Origin of the sequence: Streptomyces curacoi (assembly GCF_001513975.1) — a bacterium.
In the GTDB taxonomy this organism is placed as follows: Bacteria; Actinomycetota; Actinomycetes; order Streptomycetales; family Streptomycetaceae; genus Streptomyces; species Streptomyces curacoi.
In genome coordinates this window covers 1-26,925 of record NZ_KQ947985.1, presented here as the reverse complement: position 1 = coordinate 26,925, position 26,925 = coordinate 1, and the positions used below count along the sequence as shown (strand labels likewise).

Below are 26,925 nucleotides of genomic sequence, written 5' to 3'. Positions count from 1 at the left end.
GAGCCGGAGCGCGCCGATGCCGTCGTACCCCTATGTCCTGCTGTCCGCCGCGGTCTCGCTCGACGGTTACCTCGACGACACCACCCCCGAGCGCCTGCTCCTCTCCAGCCCGGCCGACTTCGACCGGGTCGACGAGGTACGGGCGTCCGTGGACGCGATCCTGATCGGCGCCGGCACGATCCGGGCCGACAACCCACGGCTGCTCGTGAACTCGGCCGAGCGGCGCGCGGCGCGGGTGGCGGCGGGCAAGCCGGAGTACCCCCTGAAGGTCACGGTCAGCGCCTCGGGCGAGCTGGACCCCACGGCGAACTTCTGGCACACGGGCGGCGAGAAGCTCGTCTGCACGACGGACAAGGGCGCGGAGCGGCTGCGGCGGACGCCGGTCGCGGCGGACGTGGTCGCGCTGGGCGCGGAGCTGGACTGGCGGGACCTGCTGCGGCATCTGCACGAGGTGCGCGGCGTCGACCGGCTGATGGTCGAGGGCGGCGGCACGATCCACACGCAGCTGCTCCAGCAGGGGCTGGCCGACGAGTTGCAGCTGGTGCTGGCGCCGCTGTTCGTGGGGGACCCGGACGCGCCCCGGCTGTTCGGCCCGGGCGGGTATCAGGAGGGACGGCTGCGCCTGCTGGAGACGCGCCGGATCGAGGACGTCGTGCTGATGCGCTACCAGCCCACCGCCCCCGGAACGGGCACCCTCCCCTCCGCCGCCGACCGCCACTGGCTGGCGCTGGCGTGCGAACTGGCCGCCCAGTGCCCACCGTCGCGGACGGCGTTCAGCGTCGGCGCGGTGGTCGTCGCGGCCGACGGGACGGAACTGGCCCGCGGGCACTCCCGCGAGGGCGACGACCCGGTGGTGCACGCGGAGGAGGCGGCGCTCGCGAAGCTGGCGCCCGGCGACCCCAGGCTGGCCTCCGCGACCGTGTACACCAGCCTGGAGCCATGCACCCACCGGGCCTCCCGCCCGGTGCCCTGCGCACGGCTGATCCTCGAAGCGGGGGTGCGGCGGGTGGTGACGGCATGGCGAGAGCCGGACACGTTCGTGGCGGGGGCCGACGGGAGCGGGCTGCTGGCGGCGGCGGGGGTGGACGTCCTGGTCCTGCCCGAGTACGAGACCCAGGCCAAGGCACCGAACGCTCACTTGCTGCCTTGACGGCCGGACGGCGTTGGCGGTGTGAGAGCGGTCACTTCCCAACGCCGGTCAGTATTACCCAGCCCGTCCGGCGTTTGAGGACGAGGCCCGTTCAGGGCCGAAGCGGGGTCTGGGGGCCACAGGCCCCCAGGGGGGCCGGGGTTGAAGGGGCGGAGCCCCTGGGGGATGGGACGGGTAGGGGCGGCGGGGGCGAGGAAACCCCTTGTCGTACCCCTCCGCCCAAGCCCCGTCACCGACCAAAAAACCGCAGGCCACGGCCGGGCGTCGGAAAGCCGTGTGCTTCGGGTCCTGCGGATGGCGTACTATGGATTCAACGACGCGGGGTGGAGCAGCTCGGTAGCTCGCTGGGCTCATAACCCAGAGGTCGCAGGTTCAAATCCTGTCCCCGCTACTGAAGGCTCAGGGCCCGGAACTGATCAGTTCCGGGCCCTGAGTGTTTCCCGGGCCATGTCATCCGGTCGGCCCTCAGCGCTCGCCACCCACCCCCCTCCCGGGCCACCCTGGTGACGTGGAGGAGGGACCGTACGCCAGAGCCGGCGGGCGGCGGATCTCCTATGCCCGCCGATTCGTTCTGCTGCTCCCTGCCCTCCTGATCGCGCTGGGCGGCGTGTACGACTACGTCACCCCCGCGGACTTCACCGGCGCCCCGCTGTTCACCGCCGCCCCCCTCATCGCCGCCCCGCTCTACTCCCGGCGCGACACGGTCCTCACAGGCATCGCGGCGCTCGCCGTCGCACTCGGCGTCCGCATCCATCTCGGCGTCGCCTTCGACGCCACCACGATCACCGAACTCGTCACCATCGCGACCGTCTCCGGCCTGGCCGTCCTCATCAACCTCCTCGTCCGCCGCACCGGCGAGCGCCTCGCCTCCGCCCGTGAGATCGCCGAGGCCGCCCAGCGGGCCGTACTGCCCGCACCCCCGGAACGCATCGGCGGGTTCCAGATCGCGGCACGGTACGAGGCGGCGCAGGAGGGTGCCTCCATCGGCGGCGACCTGTACGCCGTGCAGGACAGCCCGCACGGCGTACGCCTCGTCGTGGGGGACGTGCGCGGCAAGGGCATGGGTGCCGTCGCGGTCGTCGCCGTGCTCATCGGCGCCTTCCGGGAGGCCGCCGAGCAGGAGGCCACACTGGAGGCGGTCGCACAGCGCCTGGAGCGGGCGCTGGCCCGCGAGCGCACACGGCGCGACGGAACCGAGTCCTACGAGGGGTTCACCACCGTCGTACTGGCCGAGCTCCCGCACGGCAACGGCGTCGTCCGCATCGTCAACCGCGGCCATCCACCACCCCTGCTGCTGTACGCCGACGGCACCGTGACCTCGCTCCTCGCCACCGAGCCCGCGCTGCCGCTCGGCATGGGCGAGCTCGGCGCCTGGCCCGACCGGGCCGAGGAGGCCGGATTCCCGAGCGGGGCCACGCTGCTGCTCTACACCGACGGCCTGACGGAGGCGCGGGACGACAGCGGACGGTTCTACGACCCCGAGGTGCGGCTCGCGGGCCGGGCCGGCGTCTTTCCCGAACCGGCGGCGCTGATCGACGAGCTCGAAGCGGAGGTGCGCCGGCACTCCGGCGGCGGCATGGCGGACGACCTGGCCCTCCTCGCCGTACGACGGCCCTGATCCCCGCCTGTCACCAACCGTGACCGGGCGACCCCCCTCCGCATAACAACTGACAAACCGTCAGCGCTGACGCGCCCCTCGCGCTCTGGTCAACTCGCCCGATTTGGCCCGCTCGTGACCCGTAAGTCCACGCGGAAATCGTTAACGATCAAGTGGAACAGCTTGGAATCCCTACCCCGGGTCTATTAACGTTCGATAACGCAGCGCGGTCGTCCCAGCCGTCACAAGAGGCGGCTCCGTGCGCACGCGCCGAATCCCGTACCGCAGTACGGGAACCGGGGAACCACCACCCTGGGGTGAATCGCGCGAAAACCGCCGTGAACTCACGGCCGGTTTACGCGCGTAGGAGACCTTCCTGCTCCGAACCCGTCAGCTAACCCGGTAGGCGAGAAGGAAGGAAAGGAGTACGCCCACGTGGCGTCCAACAGGCCTGCTCCGCAAGCCCCGTTTGTGCCGAGTCAGCGCAGCACCGACACCTTCGGCTACGACCGCTACCGCACCGACGAGGCCCCGTTCGAGGAGTGGAACCCCACCGCGGAGTCCATCCGTCCGGTCCGCGGCAGGCATCGCGTCACCAAGCAGCGCGGCGGGGGACTCGCCCGCAGCTCCACAGTTCTCGGCGTCGGCGTCATAGCCGCCGTCGGCGCGGGCGGCATGGCCACCGCGCAGACCGGCAAGCCGCCGGTCTCCATCTCCATCCCCGACCTGCCCCTCGTCTCGGACGACTCCTCCGACAACCCCGAGGACTCCGCGACCGCGCTGAGCACCATGGGCGAGGTCACCGAGGAGACCACGCAGGGCGCCGGCGACGCCGGTGAGGCGCTGCGGGCCCGGATCATGGCCCAGGTCGAGCAGCAGCAGGACCAGATCGAGAGCAAGGCCGTCGCCGACGCGGTCGCCGCCGCCGAGAAGGAGGCCGCCGCCGCGGCCGCCAAGGCGGAGAAGGAGGCCGAGGCCAAGGCCGCCGCCGCGAAGGCCAAGGCCGAGGAGGAGGCCCGCAAGAAGGCCGAGGCGGAGCGCCTCGCCGAGCTGGCCAAGCAGTTCGCGCTGCCGACCTCCTCGTACACCATCACCTCGACCTTCGGTCAGGCCGGCGCCTACTGGTCCTCCGGCTACCACACGGGCCTCGACTTCGCCGCCCCCTCCGGCACGCTGATCAAGGCGGTGCACACCGGCACGATCACCTTCGCCGGCTGGGACGGGTCGTACGGCTACAAGACGGTGCTCACCCTGGAGGACGGCACCGAGATCTGGTACGCCCACCAGTCCTCGATCAGCGTGAGCGTGGGCCAGAAGGTCAGCACGGGCGACGTCATCGGCCGCGTGGGTGCGACGGGCAACGTGACCGGCGCCCACCTGCACCTTGAGGTGCACCCCGACGGCAGCAGCAACGGCATCGACCCGCTGGCGTGGCTGCGCGGCAAGGGCCTCACGCCCTGAACGACCCTTGAGGTTCACCCGGCGCTCCGATGCCCTGCATGTCCGGAGCGCCGGCTCGCTTGTTTACGGGATCTTTGCGGCGGTCCCGGAAGCCCGGCCTCCGCCAAGGGCGTTGATATGGAGCATGACTGTCTCTCTTCGCAAGCTCGGCTCCTCCGGCCTTGAGGTCTTCCCCCTCGCCCTCGGTGGCAACGTCTTCGGCTGGACCGCCGACGAGACCGAGTCCTTCGCCGTCCTCGACGCCTACACAGCGGCAGGCGGCAACTTCATCGACACGGCCGACGCGTACTCGGCGTGGGTCGAGGGCAACGTCGGCGGCGAGTCCGAGACCATCATCGGCAACTGGCTGAAGGCGCGCGGCAACCGCTCGGACGTCGTCATCGCCACGAAGGTCAGCCAGCACCCCGACTTCCAGGGCCTGACCGCGGCCAACATCAAGGCCGCCGCCGACGCCTCCCTGCGCCGTCTCGGCACCGACTACATCGACCTCTACTACACCCACTTCGACAAGCCCGAAGTCCCCGTCGAGGAGATCATCGGCGCACTGGACGACCTGGTGAAGGCGGGCAAGGTGCGCCACATCGCCGCGTCCAACATCTCCGCCGAGCGGCTGCAGGCGTCCCTGGACTTCTCCGACCGCGAGGGCCTCGCCCGGTACGTGGCCCTGCAGCCCCACTACAACCTGGTCTCACGCGACACCTACGAGGGCGAACTCCAGAACCTCGCCGAGCGCGAAGGCCTGGCCGCGGTTCCGTACTACGCCCTGGCGTCCGGCTTCCTCACCGGCAAGTACCGCGCCGGCACCACGGTGGGCAGCCCGCGCGCCCAGGGCGCCGCCAAGCACCTGGAGACCGAGCGGGGCCGCAGGGTGCTGTCCGCCCTGGACGAGGTGGCCCACTCCCACGAGGTCCCGGTAGCCACGGCAGCCCTCGCCTGGCTCGCCGCCCAGCCGACGGTCACGGCCCCCATCGCCTCGGCCCGGACGGTCGACCAACTCCCGGCGCTGCTGGGCGTGGCGGAACTGACCCTGACAGACGAGGAACTCACCCGCCTGACGGAAGCGTCGGCCTGATCCCCCGGCCACCTCACGACCTCTGAGCACCGGCCTGCATCGGCCTGCATCGGCCTGCACCGGCCTGCATCGGCCTGCACCGGCCTCCGAGGTCCGAGCACGAGACCGCATCACCCCCAGCCCCCGCCCACCCGCTGGGGTCGCGCGCGGGACGGCGGTCACTTGCCCATACCCGGCGAGGGTCACTTCTCGGCGCGGGTCCCGGCGATCTCAGCCCGTCCGGCGTTTGAGGACGAGGCCCGTTCAGGGCCGATAGCGGGGGTCTGGGGGCCGCAGGCCCCCAGGAGGCCCGGGGTCGAAGGGGCGGAGCCCCTGGGGGATGGGACGGGTAGGGGCGGCGGGGGCGAGGAAAACCCCCGGTCACGACCGATACGGGTTGTACGCGGGATACGGCGCCACCGACCCGTGGACCTGCCCAGCACCCCCCTGCCCGTACGCCGGCCAGTAAACCGCCACCGGCCCCGCATAGCCATACCCATACCCCGGCCAAGCCTGCGCCGCACCCGCCGCCCGCTCCAGCGCCGGCCGAGCAACCTCCCGACGCCGCCACAGCTCGTACAGCAACTCCCGTTCCCGCACGACGAAGTCCGCCCCGGCCCGCCCCCGACGCCCCCGATGCCGCAGGAACGCCAACGACGTCGCGTAGGCCTCGTACTGCGCCACCGCCCGGCCGGCCGCCCGCCCACCATGGCGCCGCGCATACTGCCGGGCCACCCGCCGGGCCCGCATCGACCCGAGCGCGAAGGGCTCCGCCGGCGCCAGCCACCCGGCGAGGACATATGCGGGCAGTTCCTCCCGCACGGTTCTCAGCTCACGCTGCCGCGTCCAGATCACCAGCCAGGTCAGCAGCCCGAACGCGGGCACCATGAAAGCCGCGTACACGGCGAAGAACCCGAACTCACCGAAGGTCGACGAGCCGTTCCACAGCGCGTGCATGCCCATGGCGAGCAGCAGCCCGGAAAGCGGGAGGAAGACGCGGCGCAGGTGCTGCCGTTCGCCCGACAGCGCCGCGATCCCGAAGCCGATGCCGGTGAGGACGGTGAAGAGCGGATGCGCGAACGGCGACATGATGACGCGGACGAAGAAGGTCGCCGCGGTGACGGAGGCGATGCCGCTGTCGCCGGAGAGCTGGTCGGTACCGAAGGCGGTGCCGAGGTAGAGGATGTTCTCGGTGAAGGCGAATCCGGTGGCCGTGACCCCCGCTATCACCACGCCGTCGACGATCCCGGTGAAGTCCTGCCTGCGGAAGAGGAAGACGAGTAAGACGGCGGCGGCCTTCGCGGTCTCCTCCACGACGGGCGCTATGACCGTCGCGCCGAGCGTGTCCGCGTGGGACGGATCGGCGGTCGCCGTCGCTATCCATCTGGTCGCGAAGCTGTTGGCGACGATCGCTATCAGCGCCGCCGCGCAGGCGCCCCAGGCGAAGGAGAACACCAGATTGCGCCAGGGGCCCGGCTCGACCCGGTCCAGCCACCGGAAGGAGGCGACGAGCAGCGGCACGGGCAGGACGGCGAGCCCCAGCCCGACCAGGAACCCTTCGGTGCCGGTCTGCTCACGCACCAGGGCGAGGATGACCAGCCCGGACAGCGCGAGCAGGGTGCTGAGCGCGCCGTAACGCACCCACCGCTTCTGCCACCAGTGCGCCTGCCGCAGTGCACCGCCGGTGGGACCGGTGGGGGGCGTCGGATACGGGGGACAGGTGGCCACGGCATTGACCCTAACGAGGGAAGGGCGCCGCCCGCAGCAGCGCGAGGGGGCTCAGGCGCCGGTGGGGGGTTGCTCTCAGTGCTCTTGTCGGTGCTGGTCTGCTGTTCTTCGCTTTCTTCCCGCTGCTCCTACCGCTCTACGCGGCGGAAGAGCAGGTCGTTCACCACATGTCCCTTGTCCAGTCCCTGCCCCTCGAAACGGGTCAGCGGCCGGAACTGCGGACGCGGCGCGAAACCGCCGTCGGCCTGGGTGTTCTCGAAGTCGGGGTGCGCGGTCAGCGCTTCGAGCATCTGTTCGGCGTACGGTTCCCAGTCGGTGGCGCAGTGCACGAGGGCGCCGGGTTTCAGCCGGGTCGCGGCGAGGCTGAGGAACTCGGGCTGGATGAGCCGCCGCTTGTGGTGCCGCTTCTTGGGCCAGGGGTCGGGGAAGTAGACGCGCAGCCCGTCGAGCGAGTCCGGCGCGAGCATCTCGCGCAGCAGGATGATGGCGTCGCCGTTGCCGACGCGGACGTTGTTCAGCCCGTTCCGGTCGGCGAGGCTGAGCAGGTTTCCCTGCCCCGGGGTGTGTACGTCGACGGCGAGGATGTTGGTGCCGGGGTCGGCGGCGGCCATCTGCGCGGTGGCCTCGCCCATCCCGAAGCCGATCTCGAGGACGACGGGATTGTCGTTCCCGAACAGCTCGCCGAGGTCGACGACCCGCTGCCCGTCGATGTCGAGCCCCCACTTGGGCCACAGCCGCTGCAACGCGTCCGCCTGGCCCGCGGTCACCCGGCTCCGCCGCGGCTGAAAACTCCGGATCCGCCGCTCGAAGTGGGACCCGGCGGGATCGGCCTTGGGCCCGTCCGGAAACCGGGGCTCACCCTTGGCCCGGCTATGCCGAACGGAGACACCGGGCAGGTGGCGGGGGTGCTCACCGTCGTTGTCGGACCGACCGGTGGTGCCGGGCTGGGGGACGTCGGGGGCGTTGAGGGAGTCAGACACAGTGCAACCGATTTTACGGCGCCGCCAAGCCGACGAGCCGCCCGGTGTCCGGGCCCGATGACACCCATGCGACCAGCGATCGCCCTCCATGCGGCCAACGATCATCCTCTGACCCGGACGCCATCGCCCAGCCCATCCAGACGGCCCCAGTGCCGGCGGTCCCCCACACTGCTCACGCTGCCCACACCGCTCACACCACCTCACACTGCTCACGCTGCCCACACCGCTCACACCACCCCACACCGCTCACACCACCCCACACCGCTCACACCCCCCGCAACACCGCCAACGCCCTGCGCGCCACCTCCCGCCCGATCGGCAGCGACGCCGTAGCCGCCGGGGAAGGCGCGTTCAGCACATGCACGGCCCGGTCCCCCTCCCTGATCAGGAAGTCGTCCACCAGCGTCCCGTCCCGCAACACCGCCTGCGCCCGCACGCCCGCAGCCGCCGGCACCAGATCATCGGACGTCACGGCCGGCAACAGTCTCCGTACCGCCCCCGCGAACGCCCCCTTGGACACCGACCGGCGCAGCTCCCCGGCCCCGTACCGCCAGTGCCGCCGGGCCATCCGCCACACTCCGGGCCAGGCCACCGTCGCGCCGACCTCCCGCGGCCGTACGACTCCCCACCCGTACCCTTCGCGGGCCAGCGCCGGCACCGCGTTGGGTCCGATGTGCACGCTCCCGTCGATCCCGCGCGTGAGATGCACACCGAGAAACGGAAACGCCGGGTCAGGCACCGGATACACCAGCCCCCGCACCAGCTCGGGCCGTGCCAGCGAGTAGTACTCCCCGCGGAACGGCACGATCCGCACTTCCGGCTCGTCCCCCGTCAGCCGGGCCACCTCGTCGCAGTGCAGCCCGGCACAGTTCACCAGCACCCGCCCCCGCACGACGTCCCCGCGCGAGGTCCGTACGGCGACCCCCAGCTCCGCCCGCCGGTCGACGCGCTCGACCTCCGCGCCGTAGCGGATCTCCGCCCCCGACGCCTCGGCCAGCTGCCGCGCCACCCCGACGAAGTCGCACACGCCCGTCGTCCCGACGTGTATCGCGGCGAGCCCCCGCACCTCGGGCTCGTACTCCGCGATCTGCGCGGCGCCCAGCTCCCGCACCGGAATGCCGTTCTCCCGCCCGCGCTGCACCAGCGCGTGCAGCCGGGGCAGCTCCTCCCGCTCCGTGGCGACGATCAGCTTGCCGGTGACGGCGTGCGCGATGCCGTACTCCGCGCAGAACTTGACCATCTCGGCGGCGCCCCGCACCGCATAGCGCGCCTTCAGGGAGCCGGGCCGGTAGTAGATCCCGCTGTGGATGACCCCGCTGTTGCGCCCAGTCTGATGCCGGGCCGGCCCCGGCTCCTTCTCCAGCACGGTCACCCGCGTCCCCGGCGCGGCACGCGTGATCGCATACGCCGTGGACAGCCCGACGATCCCACCCCCGATCACGAGCACATCGCAGTCGTAAGCGATCCCCGGCCGCACCTGCACCACCTCCCGCTTCCGATAGTGCACTGTGCCACTGACATCGCCTTCAAACGCGGCAGGCGGACAGCGCCCCGGCAGGCGACGGGGCACCGAGGGAGCACTGACGGGGCAGTCGGGCACTCACTCCTAGGCGGGAGCCATGAGCAGTGGCCGTGCCCGCTCCCGCAGCTCCACCACCCGCGGCTCGTCCCCGTACGGCTCCAGCCGATGCAGAAGATCCTTCACATACTCGGTGGTGCGGGCCGACGATATGCGCCCCGCGACCTCCACCGCCCGCACGCCCTGCTCGCATGCGGCATCGAGATTGCCCGATTCGAGCTCGGCGACCGCCGAAACGACGAGCCGCAGCCCGTGCGAGCGCACGAACTCCTCCGTCGGTTTCGACAGCGCCTGCTCCGTGAACCGCCGCACCTGCCGTGGCGCCTTCAGATCCCGGTAGCACTCCGCGGCGTCGGCGGCGAACCGGTCGTAGGAGTAGAACCCGAGCCATGAGGGGTCGTTGTCGCCCTCCCTGGACCGCTCCAGCCAGCCCTCGGCGGCCTTCAGTGCGGCGCCCGCCGCCTGCGCGTCACCCGCGCGTGCGTGCGCGCGTGCCTCGACGAGTCGGAAGAAGCTCATGGTGCGGGCCGTGGCGAGCCCCCGGTTGCGTTCCAGGGCGGCCTGCGCGAGGTCGACGCCCTCGTCGCCGAAGCCCCGGTAGGTCGCCTGCAGCGACATCGACGCCAGCACGTACCCCCCGAGGGGGACGTCGGCGGCGGCCCGCGCGAGCCGCAGCGCCTGGATGTAGTAGCGCTGGGCGGCCTCCTGCTGCCCGGTGTCGAAGGCCATCCACCCGGCCAGACGCGTGAGTTCGGCACTCGCGCCGAACAGCGCCCGCCCCACCTCGTCGGAGTACGAGCCGAGCAGCAGCGGTGCCGCCTCCACCCGCAGGCACTCCGGCACCATGGACGAACGCCAGTCGCCGCCTCCGTACTTGGAGTCCCAGCGCCTGGCGTCCTCGGCGGCCTCCCGCAGCTTCTGCACATCGCTGTGGCCGACTTTGAGCGGTGCGCCGGAGCCCTCGGCCGGGGTCGCCTCGCGCGCCACCGAACTGTCGGCCGGGGTTATCAGCCACCGTGAGGCAGGCGTTGCGTATGCGCTTACTGCGAACGATCCGGCCAGCGACTGCCAGATGCCGCCGGAGCCGGCGCGACGCCCGGCGAGGTCGAGACGGTACAGCTCCGTCGCCGACTTCACCGCCTGTCCGACGTCCCGGGGGAAGGCGAGGCCCACTTCGGGTGCGGGGTCCGCGTCCGCCAGGCCGATCTCGTGGAGCGGCACCGGACGGCCCAGCTTCTGGCCGATGGCGGCCGCGATGAGGTGCGGCGCCGCACCCTGCGGCACCATGCCCTTCGACACCCAGCGCGCCACCGACGTCTTGTCGTAGCGAAGAGTCAGTCCCCGCTGAGCGCCAAGGTCGTTGACGCGTCGGGCGAGTCCTGCGTTGCTGATTCCCGCGAGGGCGAGAACGGTGCCGAGTTTTTCGTTCGGCCCGCGTTGCTCCCTGGACATGCGCCACCCCTCGACACAGACGGCTGCCGCGCTGGCATAACCACGCGGCATTCGTAAACCCAGCGTAGTTCGCCGCATCCCAAGCGTTAAGGGGCATTCTTCCGGATGGCGGGATTGTGGTCCGTACTGAAGTACGGCCTCTGTACGGACAGTTGTGGCGTGCTCCCGCTGTGTGGCCGTGCGCCCGTCCGTGCGCTCTTCTCCGGCCATCCGGGGAACGGTTCCATGACTCGTGCGTGGGTCGGCCCGCTGTACTGGATCCAGTGGGCTGGGGGATTCCGCCGCCTCCATCCCCGCGGGCGGCGGAACGGTCCGGGGGGCGAACTCCGTTCCCCGGACTGCGCGCACGCCGAGCACGGCGAGTAGTCCGCAGGGCTTGCACGGAGTGTGCGCGAGCCTGTCTCTACAGCGCCGATTTGGCCGAAAATCGACCCCGCTGCCTTGGGGTGATTACCGCTCCCACCATGGCAGTTGAGGGCGCGAAGGGCGTTTTCGGGGAGCGTACCGGGGGCGCATTCGCGTCGCGGCCGTCCATCGATCCCCTTGCCCCGTCCTTGAGTTCGGGCCGTGTCCGACTCGCGCCCCGATCGGCACGGGGGCGCCCGCGCAGGCGCGATTACCGGATCTCGAGCGGCTCCGCCGCCGCTCCGGCGCGCGCCCTTCATGGCAGCATGGTGACCCGGTTCGTTCGGTGCACTGGTTGTCCACAGCCTGTGGAGGCGTCGATGCGGTGGTTGGTGGGATGGAGCAGCACCGCCGCGGTGGCCGCCCGGATCGGCTCCGCGGGGGCCACCGGAAGCGACGGCGAGACCGTGCACCCGGTGGGGTCCCAACTCCTGTGGGGCGACCCCGATCCGCTGTGGGCGGTCGGTGACTGGCGCCCGGACGAGGTGCGCGTGGTGAAGGCCGACGCGCAGAACCGGATCGCCGTCCTGGGGACATGCGGCGCCACCGACGAACAGCTGCGGGTCGGCCTCTTCGCCGCGCGCGGAGGGGCACTTCGGCATCTGACCGCGTGGCCCGGCAGCTACACGGCCGTCGTCCAGGTCGGCCGCAGGGTCACGGTGTGCGGCGACCTGGCGGGCGCACGGCCGGTGTTCTACACCCCGTGGGCGGGCGGTACGGCGTATGCGACCGCCGCGCTCCCCCTCGCCGACCTCATCGAGGCCAACCTCGACTTCGGGCACCTCGCCGCCCTGCTCGCCGCCCCCGACGTACCGGCCGCCCTGCACGACTCCACCCCGTACGACGGCGTACGGCGCATTCCGCCCGGACATGCGCTGATCCTGCGCGCGGGGACCCGGGAGATCGCCGGGTACGAGCCGGTCGCCTCGCTGGCGGTGGCCGCGCCCACGGCGGACCCGGACAGCGCGGTGGACGCCGTACGGGACGCGCTGATCGAGGCGGTACGCGCGCGTCTGTCCGCGCCCCGCCATGTGCCCGGCGCCGACATAGACCCCGGGCCGGTGCCGGGGATGGGCCCCGCCGAGCGGCGCGCCGCGCGCGGGATGCCGGTTCCGGGCATCGGGGCGGACCTGTCCGGGGGACCGGCTTCGGCAACCCTCGCGCTGCTGGCCGCCGGCCTCCCCGGCATGCCGGGCACGGTCCTGGGCCACGGCACGGGCGCGGGGGAACGCCTCCTGGCCGTCACCTTCAACGACCTGGCGGTGGGCGGCCGCGAGGCCGAGATGGAACGCGCCGGAACCCTGGCGGCCAACCCCCGCCTGCACCACGTGGTGGTGACCGGCGGCGAGGAGACGCTGCCGTACGCCGACCTGGACGGCCCGCTGACGGACGAGCCGGGACCGAGCCTGGTGACGGCGGCGAGGCACCGCGCACGCCTGGCGTCCGGCAGCGCGGACCACTTCACCGGCTACGGCGCCCGCCAGGTCCTCGACGCCCACCCCGCCCGCCTCGCGGACCTCCTGATGGACCGCAAACGCCGCCACCTGGTCCGCCCGGTCGCGGCCCTGACGAAGGCGGACGGCTCGGTGCTGGTCCCCGCGCGCGTGTACGGCGCGGCACGCAAACTGTCCCGCACCCCCTACCGAACGGGCCTGGAATCCCTGGCGGACCGCCTCCTCCACCGCCGCTTCGACGAGCCCGGAGGTGCCGTAGGGGCGTCGCTCGCCGCGCTCACCTGGGCCAGACCGGGCCCGGCGGCCCGCTGGCTGACCGGCGAGGCGCTGGCTGAAGTATCGGTTCGCCTGCAAGCGGCCACACACCGCAACGGAGTGGGCCCGGGCCAGCGTCCGGGCGACTATCGCGCGCGTGCGGCACTGGCCCGCCACGCGGCGGACCTACGCGTCCTCGAACAGGCCGCCGAGATCCGCTCCCAACGCCTGCACACCCCGTTCCTCGACAACCAGGTAGTCCGAGCCTGCCGAGCCCTCCCGGAGGCCCTGCGCGTCCAGCCGGGCGCCCGCGCGGCAATCCTCCGCACGGTCCTGGAGGGCGCCGGAGTGGCCGACCTCCCACCGGGCTGGGGCGTCCCGTCCCACGCCCCCACGGCGGTAGCCGCGCGAACCGGCCTGAGGGTGGCAGCGGACTCACTGATGGCCCTGTTCGGCACCCCCCTCCTGGCCCAGGCGGGCCTGGTGGAGGCCCGAGTCGTCCGCAAGGCCCTCCGCGCGGCGGCCGAGGGCGAGCCGTTGCCCCTGGACGGCCTGGCCGACCTGGTCTCCCTGGAACTCTGGCTACGCCGCCTACTGGCCCGCCGCGGCACCTGCTGGACGGGCACCCCCGCCCGCCAGCGAGCGGTACCGGCGGGGATCACGCCCCAGCGGGGGGCGCTGGGGGCGGGGGCTGCGGTGCGCAGGGGGTAGGGGGCGTCGGAGGGGTGGGGCCAGTTCCTTGTGGGCTGGCTGGCCAGTGGGGGCGGTGGTCGTTCCGTCCGGCGGCGCTGCCTCTTGGCGGACCGAGTGGTGCAGACCCGCGAGCCCGCCTCTTGGCGGACCGAGTCGGGTGGTGGGTGGGCAAAGGCCTGGGGGTCCAGGGGGCGGAGCCCCCTGGCGGGGTGGAAGGGGCGGAGCCCCTTCAGGATGGGAAGGGTAGGGGCGGCGGGGGCGAAAACCCTCCCAGCGCCCACCCACGCGACCACCGCAACCACAAACCCCCACCCCACGCCCCCCAAGCCCACAAAACCCGTGCCCCCAACAGCCACCCCCGCGACAATGACCCGGTGCGGTACAGAATCCTGGGCGTCACCCAGGCGGAAGACGATCACGGCACCGTCATATCCCTAGACGGCCCCCGCCTGCGCGCCCTGCTCACCGCCCTGGCCCTACGCCCCGGCCACATCACCACCTCCCACACCCTGATAGACGAGGTCTGGGCCGGCGCCCCACCCAAGGACGCCCCCGCCGCCCTCCAGGCCCTGATCGGCCGCCTGCGCCGCACCCTCGGCAAGGCCACCATCACCTCCGCCCCCGGCGACTACCGACTCACGGCGACCAAGGACGACGTGGACCTCTTCGTCTTCGAACGCCTCGTACGCCAGGGCACCGCCGCCCTCACCCACGGCGCCCCTTCCACAGCCGCCCGCGACCTGGCCACCGCCCTGGCCCTGTGGCGCGGCCCCGCCCTGGCCGACCTCCCCGACCGCACCACCACCGCGACCCGCCTGGACGCCCTGCGCCTGGAGGCGACCCGAGCCCGTATCGAGGCGGACCTGCGACTCGGCCGCGCCCAGGCCGTCGTACCCGAACTCAAGGAACTCACCGCGGCGCACCCGTACGACGAACCGCTGCACTCCCACCTCATCCGCGCCCTGCGCGCCACGGGCCGCACCGCCGACGCCCTCGCCGCGTACGAAACCGCCCGCCGCACCCTCGCCGACGGCCTCGGCACCGACCCCGGACCCCAACTCCGCTCCCTGCACACGGAACTGCTCACACCGGAGCACCCCGAGGCCGGCCCCAACCGACAACCGGCCCCGACCCCCACCCTGGCCCTCAACCCGACCCCCCAACCGCATCCCACCCCGCCAGCTCCCCACCACCCCCACCCCCACCCCCCAGAACCCAACGGCAACCTCCGTCCTCGCCTTACCTCTTTCGTGGGCCGGGAACTCGAACTCGACGCCATCCGTTCCGAATTGCACAGGGCCCGACTGGTCACACTCACCGGACCGGGCGGCTCTGGAAAGACCCGCCTCGCCGAGGAAGCCGCCGCCGGCCTCCCCCAGGCATGGCTCGTCGAGCTCGCCCCCCTCGACCGGCCGGAGGCGGTGCCAGGCGCGGTGGTCAACGCGCTCGGTCTGCGCGAGACCGTGCTCATGACCAACGAGCTCACGGCCCCGCAGGACGACCCGGTCGCCCTGCTGATCGAGTACTGCGCGCCGCGCAGCCGACTCCTGATCCTTGACAACTGCGAACATGTCATCGGCGCGGCCGCCACCCTCGCCGAGACCCTGCTCACCCACTGCCCAGGGCTCACCATCCTCGCCACCAGCCGCGAGCCCCTGGGCGTGCCCGGCGAGTCGGTGCGCCCGGTCGAGCCCCTGCCCCCCGACCAGGCGCACCGACTCTTCGCGGAGCGCGCGGCGGCCGTCCGCCCCGACACCGACGCCGTGCTGAGCGACGGCCGCGACCAGGAGGCCGTCGCCGAGATCTGCCGCCGCCTCGACGGTCTGCCGCTCGCCATCGAGCTGGCGGCGGCCCGGCTCCGGCTGCTCACCCCCCGGCAGATCGCCGACCGCCTCGACGACCGCTTCCGCCTCCTCACCTCCGGAAGCCGTACGGTCCTGCCCCGCCAACAGACCCTGCGCGCGGTCGTCGACTGGTCCTGGGAACTGCTCGACGAGCAGGAGCGGACAGTGCTGCGCGAGGCGTCGGTCTTCGCGGGCGGCTGGGACCTGACGGCGGCGGAGGCCGTGTGCACCGGACCGGTCGCGGACCTCATGGGCGCGCTCGTCGACAAGTCCCTGATCGTGGCCGCCCCGTGCGAGCGGGACGGCTCCGACGGGATGCGGTACCGCATGCTGGAGACCATCCACGAGTACGCCGTCGAGCGCGCCGCCGAGGTCCCCGAGCTGCGCCTCGCGGCCGAGCGCCGACACCGCGGGTGGGTGCGCGGGCTCGTCGAGGAGGCCGATCCGCTCCTGCGTTCCGCCGGTCAACTCCCGTGGATCTCCCGCCTGGAGACGGAGCTGGACAACATCCGGGCGGCCCTCGACCGGGCCCTCACGGCAGGCGACGAGCCGGATGCCACCTCCATCGCCCTCGCCATGGGCTGGTTCTGGTGGCTGCGCAACTACCGCGTCGAGGGCGCGGCCTGGATCGACCGGGTGCTGCGCCTGTGTGCCGCCCTGGACACCGGCGGACCACCCACCCCCGCCGCTCCTTCCACCCCCGACCCGGTGGACACTTTCCTCGCCGCCCCGGACGGGGAGGCACACCATCCGCGGCATGCGCCCCGGATGAACCTCCGCCTCCTGCATCTGTTTCTCGCCATCGAGTTCGAACCGCTGGAGCGGCGGCGGGACGAGCGACTGCGGCGGTACGTCGAGCGGGTGCGGGCCCACTTCGTCCGGGGCGGCCCGGAGGCGGCCCGTATGCCGGGTCTGGTCTGGCCGTTCACCCACCTCTTCGTGGGCGACTCGGTGAACGCCAGGTCCTTCATGGACGCCGTGCTCGCCAACTGCCGTGAGCACGGCGGCGACTGGGAGGTGGGCTGCGTCCTGATGTTCCGCACGCACCTGCTTGTCGACTCACCGGGCGGCTTGGCAGGCGTCGACGACGACCTCGCGGAGCTGCGCGTCCTCAGCCGCCGCACCGGCGACCGCTGGATGCGGGCCCAGGTGTGCAGCGCGGCCGGCGAGACGGCCATGCTGCGCAGCCGCTTCGAGGAGGCCAAGGGCGAGTACGAGGAGGCGCTGCGCCTCGCCCACGAGGTGGGCGCCTACGCCGAGACCCCGTTCATCGTCGCCCGGCTCGCCGAGATCGCCTACCGCTCGGGCGACCGTACGGCAGCGCTGACCGCGCTGGACGAGGCGAGCGCCGCGGCCGACCGGTACGGCGTGGCGGACTCACGGGCGTTCGTGCTGCTGATGCGGGCTTGGATCGCGCTGGACGACAAGGACACCGCACGCGCGCGTGAGATGTACGAGGCGGCCCGCGCGGCGGCCGCCCATGGCACGCCACCGCCCCAGTTCATGGTGATGCTGAACGCGCTCGATGCCCTGATCGTGACGGGCGAGTCGGGTCCGGAGCACGGACTGCCTCTCCTCGCCCACACGCTGCACCTGGCCGTGGCGAACCGGTGCGCCGATGTGATCACGACGACCCTCGTGGACGCCGCGGCGGATCTGCTGACCGACCTCGGCGACCATCCGCGCTCGGTCCGCCTGCTGGCTGCCTCGGAGCGCTGGCGTCGTGGCCATCCACGCCCCCTGCCGGAGCGTGCGCACGCCGAGCGGGCCGAGGCCGCCGCCCGCGCCGCCCTCGGCGCCGAGCGGTTCACCGCCGAGCACACCAAGGGCACCGCCCTCACCCAGGACGACGTCCAGCGCGACCTCGCCGAGGCCGTGCGCGATCTCCACCACCCGGCCGAGCGGGCCCCGTAGCTCCCGAAGCCGAGGGCGCTACACGCAGCTGAACTTGGACTCCGCCCAGTCCGCCAGCAGCAGGGTGTCGAAGGCGCTGTGCGGCTCGACCACCAGCCGTACGGTCTGGCGTCCGGCCAGGTTCACATGGACGGGCACCGCCGGGTCCCCGCCCTTGATCGCTCCGGACGACCACAGCCGGACGCCGTCGGCGTGAACGGAGAAGGAGAACGTGCCGAGCCCCAGGTTCGTGTCGTCGACGCCGACCATCGCGTCGTAGGCGGAGCACTCCCGGTTGAGATCGATGGTGACGGAGGACCGGCCGTGCACGGTGACGCCGTGCGCGTAGTGCTTGTCGCCGATGGACATGCCGTACCGCTGCCACACCCAGCTGCTCCCGCCGATGCGCATCTCCGGCGCGGTGCCGTCACCAGCGACGTCGTACGACAGCTCGCTCCACTGGTAGACGACCGGGGCCGGCGGGGGTGTCGGAGTCGGCGTGGGCGGGGGTGTGGGCGTCGGCGTGGGTGTGGGGGGCGGCGTCGGAGAAGGCGTGCGCGGCGGATCGGGCGTGGGGGTGGGTGACTGGGGCGGAGTCGGTGTGGGTGTCGGCGTCGGCTCGGGCTCCGCGGCCGGCACGATGGCCGGCGGCTGTGGCGCGGACTCCTTCTCCGGCGGCTCGGGCGTCGGCGTCTCCTCGACGATGGGGGAGGGCGCGGGAGGCTGCTTGGCGTCCGCGTTGTCGACCGGCTTGTCGTTGCCGGACAGCGCGATCACGATCGCCGCCGCCACGCCCACGGCGACCACACCGGCCGCGACACCGGCCTTCAGCGGCGCGCCCAGCCCCTCCGAGACCGCCGCGCCGCCGCCCGTGCTTGCCCCGCCCGACGACCCGCCACCCGCCGCCGCGGCCGCCCCCGCGGCACCGGCCGCACCGGCCCCCGCACCGCCGGCGATGAGTCCGGCCGCCTTGGCGTACCCGGCGGCGCCGAACCAGCCGATGACCGCGACCGGCACGACGGCGGGGATACCGCTGGCGACTTCCTTGATCTGGCCCGCGGCCAGCCGGCACTTGGCGCACTCCTCCAGGTGCTTGCGCAGGCCCCGCTCGGCGCGGGTGCGCAGGCTGCCGCGGGCGTAGGCGCCGAGCCGGTCGGCGTAGCGGGCGCACCCCTCGTCGCTGGCGAGGCTGGCGCTGACATGGGCCTGGAGATAGGCCTGCTTGAGGCCCTCACGGGCGCGGCTGGCGAGCACGCGCGTGCCGTTGGCGTCGAGCCCGAAGAGCGTGGCGACCTCGCTGGGCGACTCGTCCTCGACCTCGGTGTGCCACAGCACGGCCTGCCAGCGCTCCGGCAGCGACCGGAAGGCCTGCATGGCCATGGACTGCTCGGCCTCGTGCATCGCCCGCACATCGGCGCCCAGGTCCAGGGTGTCGTCCGAGACTTCGGAGACGCGCGCGGACTGCGCGGCGAACACGGCGAAGTCGTCGACCAGCTGCTCCCGCCGCGCCGACTTCGTCCAGTCCGCGGCGGCCCGCCGGATCGAGGTGAGCAGATACGCGCGTACGGCGTGCTCGGGGCCGGAGCCGCCGCGTACCGCCTGGAGCATGCGGGCGAAGACCTCGGCCGTGAGGTCGTCCGCGGTGTGGGCGTCACGGCAGCAGGTGCGCGCGTACCGGCGCACCGCTTCGGCGTGGCGCCGGTACAGCTCCTCGTAGGCGGTGTCGTCGTCGGAGCGCATCCGGCCGATCAGATCGGCGTCCGACGGCGGCAGCTCACGCGGTGGCGGCAGCACGCTCTCCTCGCGCCGGTCGCGCTGTGCCGGGACGCTGCCCTCCGCACGGCCCCGTGTGCGTCGCTCCGGCGAGTCGCCGCGTGGCGGCAGGTCCGCCCGTCCGCCCTGACTCGGCACCTGCGGAGTCGCCGAGTCACCGTCACCGCGTGACTCGTCCCACCCGTCAACGCTCATCGCGGAAAGCCCCCGCCGCCAGCTCCACCAGTCCCGGACACCGGGTCAGGGTGCCACATCGGCTTTTGGTCCAGGACCCACCAGTACGGACCATCCACTCATCCGTGGGGATTTTCTCGCACGGCAGTACTGGCCATCACCCGTATGGGGAAAGCTCAAACGACCCTCACCGGGCGGGAGTCGAGACTCGCCCGGCGGGAGTCGAGTGCGGCGACCGAAATGCCCGGCATGGCTCGCGAGGGTGTTCGAGGCGAGGGCGGCGCAGCACCCCGCCTCCGGTCACCCGTGCCGAGCCACGGTCGTCACACCGGCCGGATCACGCCTGAGGCCGCGACCGCAACCCCTCCAGCAGGATGTCCAGCAGCCGCGCGGAGGCCGCCGCCTGCTGCGCCGCATCCGGCAGCGAGGGCGCCGCCGTCGCGATCACCAGCAGGACGTCCGACACCGACACGTCGGCCCGCAGCTCACCCGCCGCGCGCGCCCGCTCCACGAGCTGGCCCACCACGTCGAGCAGCGCCGCCGCCCCCGCGTCGTCCGCCGGGTGCGCCGTCACCGCCGCCGACTGCTCCGGCACCAGCCGCAGCTCACCGGCACCGGGCTGCATCCGCTGCTGCGGCACCCGCGCCTCGTCGAGCACGACGTCATCCGCGACCCCGACCCGCAGCACCTGCGGCGGCAGCAGCCGGCCCGCGCCCGAGGCCACCGACGTGCGCAGGAAGCGCGAGAGCGCCGACCACGGCTCGTCCTCCTGACCGAGCGCCGCACGTGCCTGGTCGGTCAGCCGGGAGGTCTCCTCCTCGGCTATCCGCCGCACCAGGACGTCCTTGCTCGGGAAGCGCCGGTACACCGTCCCGACGCCGACCCGCGCGCGCCGCGCCACGTCCTCCATCGGCGCGCCGTATCCCAGCTCGCCGAAGACCTCGCGCGCCGCACGCAGCACGTGCTCCAGATTGCGCTGTGCGTCCACGCGCAGCGGCGTCGTACGCGCTTGGTCCCCGCGTCCGTTGCCCGTCGCCGCGCTCATCGTGCCGCTCACCGCCCCGCCGCCCGCTGCGAGGGCGGATGCGGAAGCCCAACGAGAATCCTGAACATGCATAAGCGATCCCCCGGTAATGACGTCTCCCCCCGGAGACTCTCCCCGTCATTGCAAGCCGGAGCGTCGCGGAACAAGCCCGGACAACGAGCCCGTCCCGTGTGACTCACGGACTCGAAGAGCGCATCCCCCTACACCCCGTCGACACACGAACATAGTTGAGAGGGGGTCAATTCAGAAGGGGCAGGTTCCGCACGGAGCGCCCCCCGATCGGAGTACGGGTCGTTTACGTCCCGATTGCGCCACCCGCGATCCCCCGGCGCACACCCATTGACCTGCGAACTTTCTCCGCACTCCGGCAATTCGGCCAAATCGCGGCGCCGCCGGCCTCCGGTCACACAAATTGTCGAGCCTGTGGACAAACGCAAGCGCCGGGTGCGTCATGGGATGGTGAAGGAACGTGCGCGCATTCTCGTTGTCGGCGGCGGCTACGTCGGGATGTACACGGCCCTGCGCCTCCAGCGCAGACTCAAACAGGAACTGCGGCGGGGCGAGGCCGAGATCACGGTGGTCACTCCGGACCCGTACATGACGTATCAGCCGTTCCTCCCCGAGGCAGCCGCAGGCTCCATCTCCCCACGCCACGTCGTCGTACCTCTGCGCCGCGTCCTGCCCCAGTGCCGGGTCATCGTCGGTGAGGCCACCGCCATCGACCACGCGAAGCGCACCGCGACCCTCACCACCCTGGCGACGGCGGAGGAGGGCACAGGCACCGAACAGCTGTCGTACGACGAACTCGTCCTCGCCCCCGGCTCCGTCTCGCGCACCCTGCCCATCCCTGGCCTCGCCGACCACGGCATCGGTTTCAAGACCGTCGAAGAGGCCATCGGCCTGCGCAACCACGTCATCGAGCAGATGGACATCGCCTCCTCCACCCGCGACCCCGCGATCCGCGACGCGGCCCTCACCTTCGTCTTCGTGGGAGGCGGCTACGCGGGCGTGGAGGCACTCGGCGAACTCGAGGACATGGCCCGCTACGCCACGCGCTACTACCACAACGTCCGCCCCGAGGACATGAAGTGGATCCTCGTCGAGGCCTCCGACCGCATCCTCCCCGAGGTCGGCGAGGACATGGGCCGCTACACCGTCACCGAACTGCGCCGCCGCAACATCGACGTACGTCTGAACACCCGCCTGGACTCCTGCGCCGACCGCATCGCCGTCCTCAGCGACGGCGCCCGCTTCCCGACCCGTACGGTCGTCTGGACGGCCGGCGTCAAACCCCACCCGATCCTCGCCAGGACCGACCTGCCGCTCAATGAGCGCGGCAGGCTGAAGTGCACCCCCGAGCTGACGATCGAGGGCACCACGCACGCGTGGGCCGCGGGAGACGCCGCCGCCGTCCCCGACGTCACCGCCGTCCCCGACGCCACCGCCGGCGAACCCGGCAAGGAATGCGCCCCCAACGCCCAGCACGCCCTGCGCCAGGCGAAGGTCCTGGGCGACAACATCGCCCACGCCCTGCGCGGCGAACCCCTGGAGACCTACGCCCACAAGTACGCGGGCTCGGTCGCCTCCCTCGGCTTCCACAAAGGGGTCGCACACGTCTACGGACGCAAGCTGAAGGGCTACCCTGCCTGGTTCATGCACCGCGTCTACCACCTCAGCAGGGTGCCGACCTTCAACCGCAAGGCCCGAGTCCTGGCCGAGTGGACCCTGTCGGGACTCTTCAAGAGGGAGATCGTCTCCCTCGGTTCGCTCGAACATCCCCGTGCGGAGTTCGAACTCGCGGCCGGTGGAAAGGCTCCTCACAACCCGGAAGGGAACCCGAAGGGGTCGTCCTGACCGGACCCAGGAACTCCACCGACCGGGCAGGCGTCTGACGGGTGTCGGCCAGGTCGGCCGCACTGCCAGACTGATCCCGAACCGATCCCGACCCACGAGGCTCTCCCCCCAGTGCTGCAACCCCGGGGCGCCACCCCGCAGACCCCCCGGCCGGGCCCGGAGCCGGCAGAAGACGACGACACGAGGCAAGGATTCGTGAACTTCACGCGCTGGAGCGCCCGGCTCCCCGGAACGCAGCGCCGCGCCGCAGCGCGGACCGAACCCGCAGCGGCAGTCACCCAGGACCGCCGGGGAGAGAGCCCGGGCTCGGTCCCCGCGGCCCGCGCCGAACAACTCACCGACGACGCCAAGCCGATCCCCGCCGTGGACGAACTGCCGGTCCGCGAGGTCCTCGACCGCGTCCCGGCCCTGGTGGCCCTGGTCCACGGCACCGACCACCGTCTCGCGTACGTCAACGACGCCTACGCCACGGCCTTCGGCGTACGCCCTCCGGGCGAACCGGCCCGCGACGCCCTCCCCGAACTGGCCGAACTGGGCCTGCTGCCCCTCCTCGACCAGGTCCTGCGCAGCGGCAAGCCCCGCACCCTCAAGTCCCGCAAGGCCCCCGACGGCCGTTCGTACACCTTCAGCTGCACCCCTGTGGCGGAGGGAGACGGCGGCGTCCTCATCTTCGCCACGGACGTCACCGACCACGCGGAAGCCGCCGAACGCCTCCGCGCCAGCGAACGCCGCCAACGCGAGACAGCCGTCACCCTCCAGCGCTCCCTCCTCCCCCAGGAGCTGGAACAACCGGACGACCTGCGCATCGCCGCCACCTACCACCCGGGCGGCACGGAGGCCGCCGTCGGCGGCGACTGGTACGACGTGATCACCCTGGGCGGCGGCCGCACGGCCCTGGTGATCGGCGACGTGATGGGCAGAGGCGTACGGGCGGCAGCGGTCATGGGGCAACTCCGTACGGCGGTGAGGGCCTACGCCCGCCTGGACCTCCCCCCGCACGAGGTCCTCCAGCTCCTCGACGGCCTGGCGACCGAAATCGACGCCAACCAGATCGCCACCTGCGTCTACGCCATCCACGACCCGAACGAGGGCCGCCTGGTGTACGCCTCCGCCGGCCACCTCCCGATCCTCGTCCGCGACGAGAACGGCGAGGTCCAACGCGCCGACGAACCCACCGGCCCGCCCCTCGGCACCGGCGGCTGGATGCACGCCTCCGGCTCGATCGCCCTGAGCCCCGGCTCCACGGCCGTCCTCTACACGGACGGTCTGGTGGAACGCCGGGACGAGGACCTCGACGAGGGAATCGCCTCCCTCGAACGAGCCCTGGCCGGCGCGACCGGCACCCCCCAGGTCGTCTGCGACCGCCTGGTCCGCAGCGCAGGCGTCACCGCGGACCACGACGACGACGTGGCGGTCCTGGTCCTCCAGCACCCGTCCCGCACGGGCCCCGACAGCGACCTCTTCCGCAACGCCGCCCTGGAACTCCTGGGCGGCATCGAGGCAGCCCCCCGCGCGCGTGCCTTCGCCTCCGGCGTCCTGACGAGCTGGCGCTTCCCGACCGACCTCCACGACCTGGGCGTCCTCGCCACCAGCGAACTGGTGGCCAACTCCCTCCAACACGGCACCCCACCCATGCGCCTACGGCTCCGCCGCACCGACCGCCGCCTGATCATCGAGGTCACCGACGGCGACGACCACCTCCCCCGCCGCCGCCGCGCCGAACCGGGCGACGAATCCGGCCGAGGCATCGCCATCGTCGCCACCATCGCCTCCGCCTGGGGCTCCCGGCGAACACCGGGAGGCGGGAAGGCGGTCTGGTGCGAGTTCGTCCTACCGAAGACAGCACCCCGCTAGCCGCGACTTCGCAGCGCCGCCCGGCATCATCCAGCCCGCCCGGTGTGTTTCAGCCCGTCCGGCGTTTGAGGACGCGGCCGTGGCCATCCCTGGCCCCGCCCACCCGCTGGGGCCGCGCACCTGGCGGCGGTCGCTTTCCCACAGCCGGTGGCGGTCACTTCTCGGCGCCGGTCCGGCAATGTCAGCCCGTCCGGCGTTTGAGGACGAGACCGCCCCATCCCGATCCCCACCCACCCGCTGGGGCCCCACACCCAGCAGCGGCCCCTTCCTCACACCCGACGACGGCCACTACCCAGCGCCGGTCGGCATCATCCAGCCCGTCCGGCGTTTGAGGACGAGGCCCGTTCAGGGCCGATAGCGGGGGTCTGGGGGCCGCAGGCCCCCAGGGGGGCCGGGGTCGAAGGGGCGGAGCCCCTGGAGGATGGGGCGGCGGGGGCGAGAAAAACTCAGGCGTGCGCCCGAGGCCGCCCCGTCGGCGAGACAGCCCCCTCCGCCACCACCCGACTCTTCGCAAGCCACGGCTGATCCTGCACATCGGTGAGCCGACGCCCCAACCGCAGCGCAAGAACCATGATACCCAGTGAAAACACCAGAAACGTCACAATGTACGGCCCATGCAGCGAGGCCCCCATCGGCCCACCCACCGCCGGCCCAACCGCCAACGCAAGCTGCTTGACCAGAGCAAAAGCGGAGTTGTACTGCCCAGCCATCCCCTCAGGCGCCAAGTCAGCCACCAACGGAGCGACAGTCGGCGACAACATCGCCTCCCCCAGCCCGAACAAGGCATAGGTGGAGACGAAGGCCGCCACAGCCATCTCCTGACTCCCGTGCCCCAGCCCCGCATACCCCGCGGCAACCCACGCCACCGCCCAGATCAGCCCCACAGCCGCGATCACCCGCGACCGCCGCTGCCGCTCGACGAACTTCAGCACGACGAACTGCGCCACGACGATCACCGCGGTGTTGGCAGCCAGCGCCGTCCCGAGCGCGGACGTGGACACCCCGGCGGCCTCGACCCCGTACGCGGCGAGTCCCGACTCGAACTGCCCATAGCAAGCGAAGAACAGCACGAAGCCCAGCACACACAGCTGCACCATCGCCCGGTTCCCCAGCAACTGCTTCCAGCTGCCCTTCGCCGACCCGGCCCCCGGCGCCCCCTCGATCCGAGGCGCCTGCGGCATCCGCACCGTCGACATCACCACGACGAGCAGCAGGAACATCGCCGCCTCGATCGCGAACAGCAGGGTGAAGGACGAGACGCTCGTCGCGTCGACGAGATGACCACCGATCAGCCCGCCGACCCCGAGCCCCAGGTTCTGCAGAAAGAACTGCATCGCGAACGCCCGCGACCGCGTCTCCGCCGTCGAACAGTCCACGATCATCGTGGCGAGCGCCGGCTGCATCACGGCCTGCCCCGCTCCCAGTGCGGCCGCCGCCAGCAGTACGGACGCCGCACTCCCCGCGAGCCCCAGGCTCAGCGCCCCGAGCGCGGCGGTGACCAGAGCGGCGAGCAGCACCGGCAGCGGGCCCCGCCGCACGATCGCCCGCCCGGCGAACGGCAGCACGACCAGCGCGGCCACGGCGAACACGGCGAGGACGAGCCCCGCCGTCATGGCACCGAGCCCCCGCACCTGCGCCACATAGACGTACAGATAGGGGACGGTGAAGCCGAGCCCGAACGCGCTGAGTGCATTGCCCACGTGGATCCGGCGCATCGCTGCGCCCATCGCCCTGGTCACGTTCACCTCTCTCACATGCAAACCTGAAGACTTCAAACCTAAACTTCGAAGCTAAACAGTACACATCGAAGGACTTTAAGGCCAAGCAAGCCCATGCGATACTCGGCCCATGGGCGACACCACCGGCATCAGCGAGCCGACACTCGAAGAGCAGATCGCCGCCTACCAGCGCGAGTTCCAGGACCTCGATCCCCAGGTCGAGAAGATCGTCTCGGCGCTGTCCCGCCTGAACCGCCGCATGAACGTCGCCTACGGCCGCCAGACCGCCGCCCTCGGCATCAGTAACGCCGAGTGGGAGGTCCTCAAGGCCCTCGTCCTCTCCGGCGCCCCCTACCGCATGGGCCCCAGCGACCTCGCCAAGCGCCTCGGCCTCACCCCGGCCGCCATGACCCACCGGATCGACCGCATGGTCGCCGAGGGTCTGGTAACCCGGGAACGAGACGAGTCGAACCGCGTCCGCGTCATCGTGGAGCTGACAGGGGAGGGTCGCGAGAAGTGGCTGGAGGCGATGAGGCTGGCGTCGGTCTTCGAGGAGGACCTGCTCCAGGACCTCTCGGCGGAGGAGCGCACGGCCCTGGGCGAGGTCCTCACCCGCCTGCTCCGCAGGGTGGAACACGCCCAGCCGGACGCCGGCGGACGCCTCAGCGACCTCGACTGACGCGAGCCCTGACCCACAGGAAAAGATCTTGACAGGGAACGCTTGACACCGCTCTGCCAGATCCGTAAGGTTCTTCGGGTTGCCGCGGAGCCGTAACGGTTCTGCGACTGCACCTCCCGCCGCGAAAGCGGCAACCCAAACCACCAGCACGATCTCCCGACGGGGTTGATTTCGGCGTGCCCGAATTCAATTCGAATTGGGACTCGGCGGCCCGATTGGGAATCGCCGAGAGGATCCGCTAAGGTTTGAGACGTCGGAACGGCCCAACGGCCGCGAAGACAGCCCA

16 protein-coding genes, 1 tRNA gene and 1 riboswitch are annotated in these 26,925 nt (G+C 72.1%); of the genes, 10 read left to right on the top strand and 7 right to left on the bottom strand.

The genetic code is table 11. The features are described 5' to 3' along the window. Positions 1-16: 16 nt before the first annotated feature. The 5 genes from AQI70_RS05590 (at position 17) to AQI70_RS05570 (ending at position 5,280) form a co-directional block, all read left to right on the top strand. Entirely contained in the window at positions 17-1,150 is a 1,134-nt protein-coding gene (locus tag AQI70_RS05590; protein WP_062145145.1) for a dihydrofolate reductase family protein, read from the top strand. Between the two features lie 317 nt (positions 1,151-1,467). Next, positions 1,468-1,541 (top strand) — tRNA-Met (locus AQI70_RS05585). Positions 1,542-1,658: 117 nt separating this feature from the next. Then, positions 1,659-2,768 (top strand): PP2C family protein-serine/threonine phosphatase, encoded by a 1,110-nt coding sequence (locus tag AQI70_RS05580; RefSeq protein WP_062145143.1) that lies wholly within the window; start codon positions 1,659-1,661, stop codon positions 2,766-2,768. Positions 2,769-3,005: 237 nt separating this feature from the next. Next, a riboswitch (cyclic di-AMP (ydaO/yuaA leader) is annotated at positions 3,006-3,171 on the top strand. A gap of 11 nt (positions 3,172-3,182) precedes the next feature. Further along, complete coding sequence (locus AQI70_RS05575) at positions 3,183-4,208, top strand: M23 family metallopeptidase (protein ID WP_062145141.1); 1,026 nt, start codon at positions 3,183-3,185, stop codon at positions 4,206-4,208. 124 nt (positions 4,209-4,332) lie between these two features. Continuing rightward, positions 4,333-5,280, top strand: coding sequence for an aldo/keto reductase (locus AQI70_RS05570; RefSeq protein ID WP_062145139.1), 948 nt, complete (start codon positions 4,333-4,335; stop codon positions 5,278-5,280). A 360-nt stretch (positions 5,281-5,640) separates the two neighbouring features. Here the strand turns inward: AQI70_RS05570 and AQI70_RS05565 are convergent, their stop codons facing one another. The 4 genes from AQI70_RS05565 to AQI70_RS05550 all read right to left on the bottom strand — a co-directional run bounded on the left by AQI70_RS05565 (position 5,641) and on the right by AQI70_RS05550 (position 10,998). After that, a complete protein-coding gene (locus AQI70_RS05565) occupies positions 5,641-6,987 on the bottom strand; it encodes a PrsW family intramembrane metalloprotease (protein WP_062145137.1) in 1,347 nt (448 codons plus the stop codon). Between the two features lie 128 nt (positions 6,988-7,115). Further along, a complete protein-coding gene (gene trmB, locus AQI70_RS05560; protein WP_208607298.1) occupies positions 7,116-7,967 on the bottom strand; it encodes a tRNA (guanosine(46)-N7)-methyltransferase TrmB in 852 nt (283 codons plus the stop codon). A 265-nt stretch (positions 7,968-8,232) separates the two neighbouring features. Further along, entirely contained in the window at positions 8,233-9,474 is a 1,242-nt protein-coding gene (gene lhgO, locus AQI70_RS05555) for an L-2-hydroxyglutarate oxidase (RefSeq protein ID WP_244181485.1), read from the bottom strand. A 99-nt stretch (positions 9,475-9,573) separates the two neighbouring features. Beyond that, positions 9,574-10,998, bottom strand: a complete 1,425-nt coding sequence (locus AQI70_RS05550) for an NsdA family TPR-like regulatory protein (protein WP_062145131.1) — start codon at positions 10,996-10,998, stop codon at positions 9,574-9,576. A gap of 725 nt (positions 10,999-11,723) precedes the next feature. Between AQI70_RS05550 and AQI70_RS05545 the strand changes: the two genes are divergently transcribed. Both AQI70_RS05545 and AQI70_RS05540 read left to right on the top strand, forming a co-directional pair. Further along, positions 11,724-13,823 (top strand): asparagine synthase-related protein, encoded by a 2,100-nt coding sequence (locus AQI70_RS05545; protein ID WP_062145129.1) that lies wholly within the window; start codon positions 11,724-11,726, stop codon positions 13,821-13,823. Between the two features lie 356 nt (positions 13,824-14,179). Continuing rightward, the gene (locus AQI70_RS05540; RefSeq protein ID WP_062145127.1) at positions 14,180-17,563 is read left to right on the top strand and encodes an AfsR/SARP family transcriptional regulator; all 3,384 of its coding nucleotides are present in this window, start codon (positions 14,180-14,182) and stop codon (positions 17,561-17,563) included. Between the two features lie 18 nt (positions 17,564-17,581). Here the strand turns inward: AQI70_RS05540 and AQI70_RS05535 are convergent, their stop codons facing one another. Beyond that, positions 17,582-19,510 carry a sigma-70 family RNA polymerase sigma factor gene (locus tag AQI70_RS05535; RefSeq protein ID WP_062145125.1) on the bottom strand — a complete coding sequence of 643 codons (1,929 nt, stop codon included), beginning with the start codon at positions 19,508-19,510 and terminating at the stop codon, positions 17,582-17,584. Positions 19,511-19,826: 316 nt separating this feature from the next. After that, a complete protein-coding gene (locus AQI70_RS05530) occupies positions 19,827-20,606 on the bottom strand; it encodes a TetR/AcrR family transcriptional regulator (RefSeq protein WP_062145123.1) in 780 nt (259 codons plus the stop codon). Positions 20,607-20,990: 384 nt separating this feature from the next. Between AQI70_RS05530 and AQI70_RS05525 the strand changes: the two genes are divergently transcribed. Beyond that, on the top strand, positions 20,991-22,388 hold the full coding sequence (locus AQI70_RS05525) for an NAD(P)/FAD-dependent oxidoreductase (RefSeq protein ID WP_062145121.1): 1,398 nt from the start codon (positions 20,991-20,993) through the stop codon (positions 22,386-22,388). 195 nt (positions 22,389-22,583) lie between these two features. After that, a complete protein-coding gene (locus AQI70_RS05520) occupies positions 22,584-24,242 on the top strand; it encodes an ATP-binding SpoIIE family protein phosphatase (RefSeq protein WP_062145119.1) in 1,659 nt (552 codons plus the stop codon). A 446-nt stretch (positions 24,243-24,688) separates the two neighbouring features. Here AQI70_RS05520 and AQI70_RS05515 read toward each other — a convergent pair whose 3' ends face one another. Next, positions 24,689-25,957, bottom strand: a complete 1,269-nt coding sequence (locus AQI70_RS05515) for an MFS transporter (protein WP_208607320.1) — start codon at positions 25,955-25,957, stop codon at positions 24,689-24,691. 133 nt (positions 25,958-26,090) lie between these two features. On the opposite strand from AQI70_RS05515, the gene AQI70_RS05510 reads away from it, so the two are divergent. Further along, complete coding sequence (locus AQI70_RS05510; RefSeq protein WP_004000040.1) at positions 26,091-26,639, top strand: MarR family winged helix-turn-helix transcriptional regulator; 549 nt, start codon at positions 26,091-26,093, stop codon at positions 26,637-26,639. The last annotated feature ends 286 nt before the right edge of the window (positions 26,640-26,925 follow it).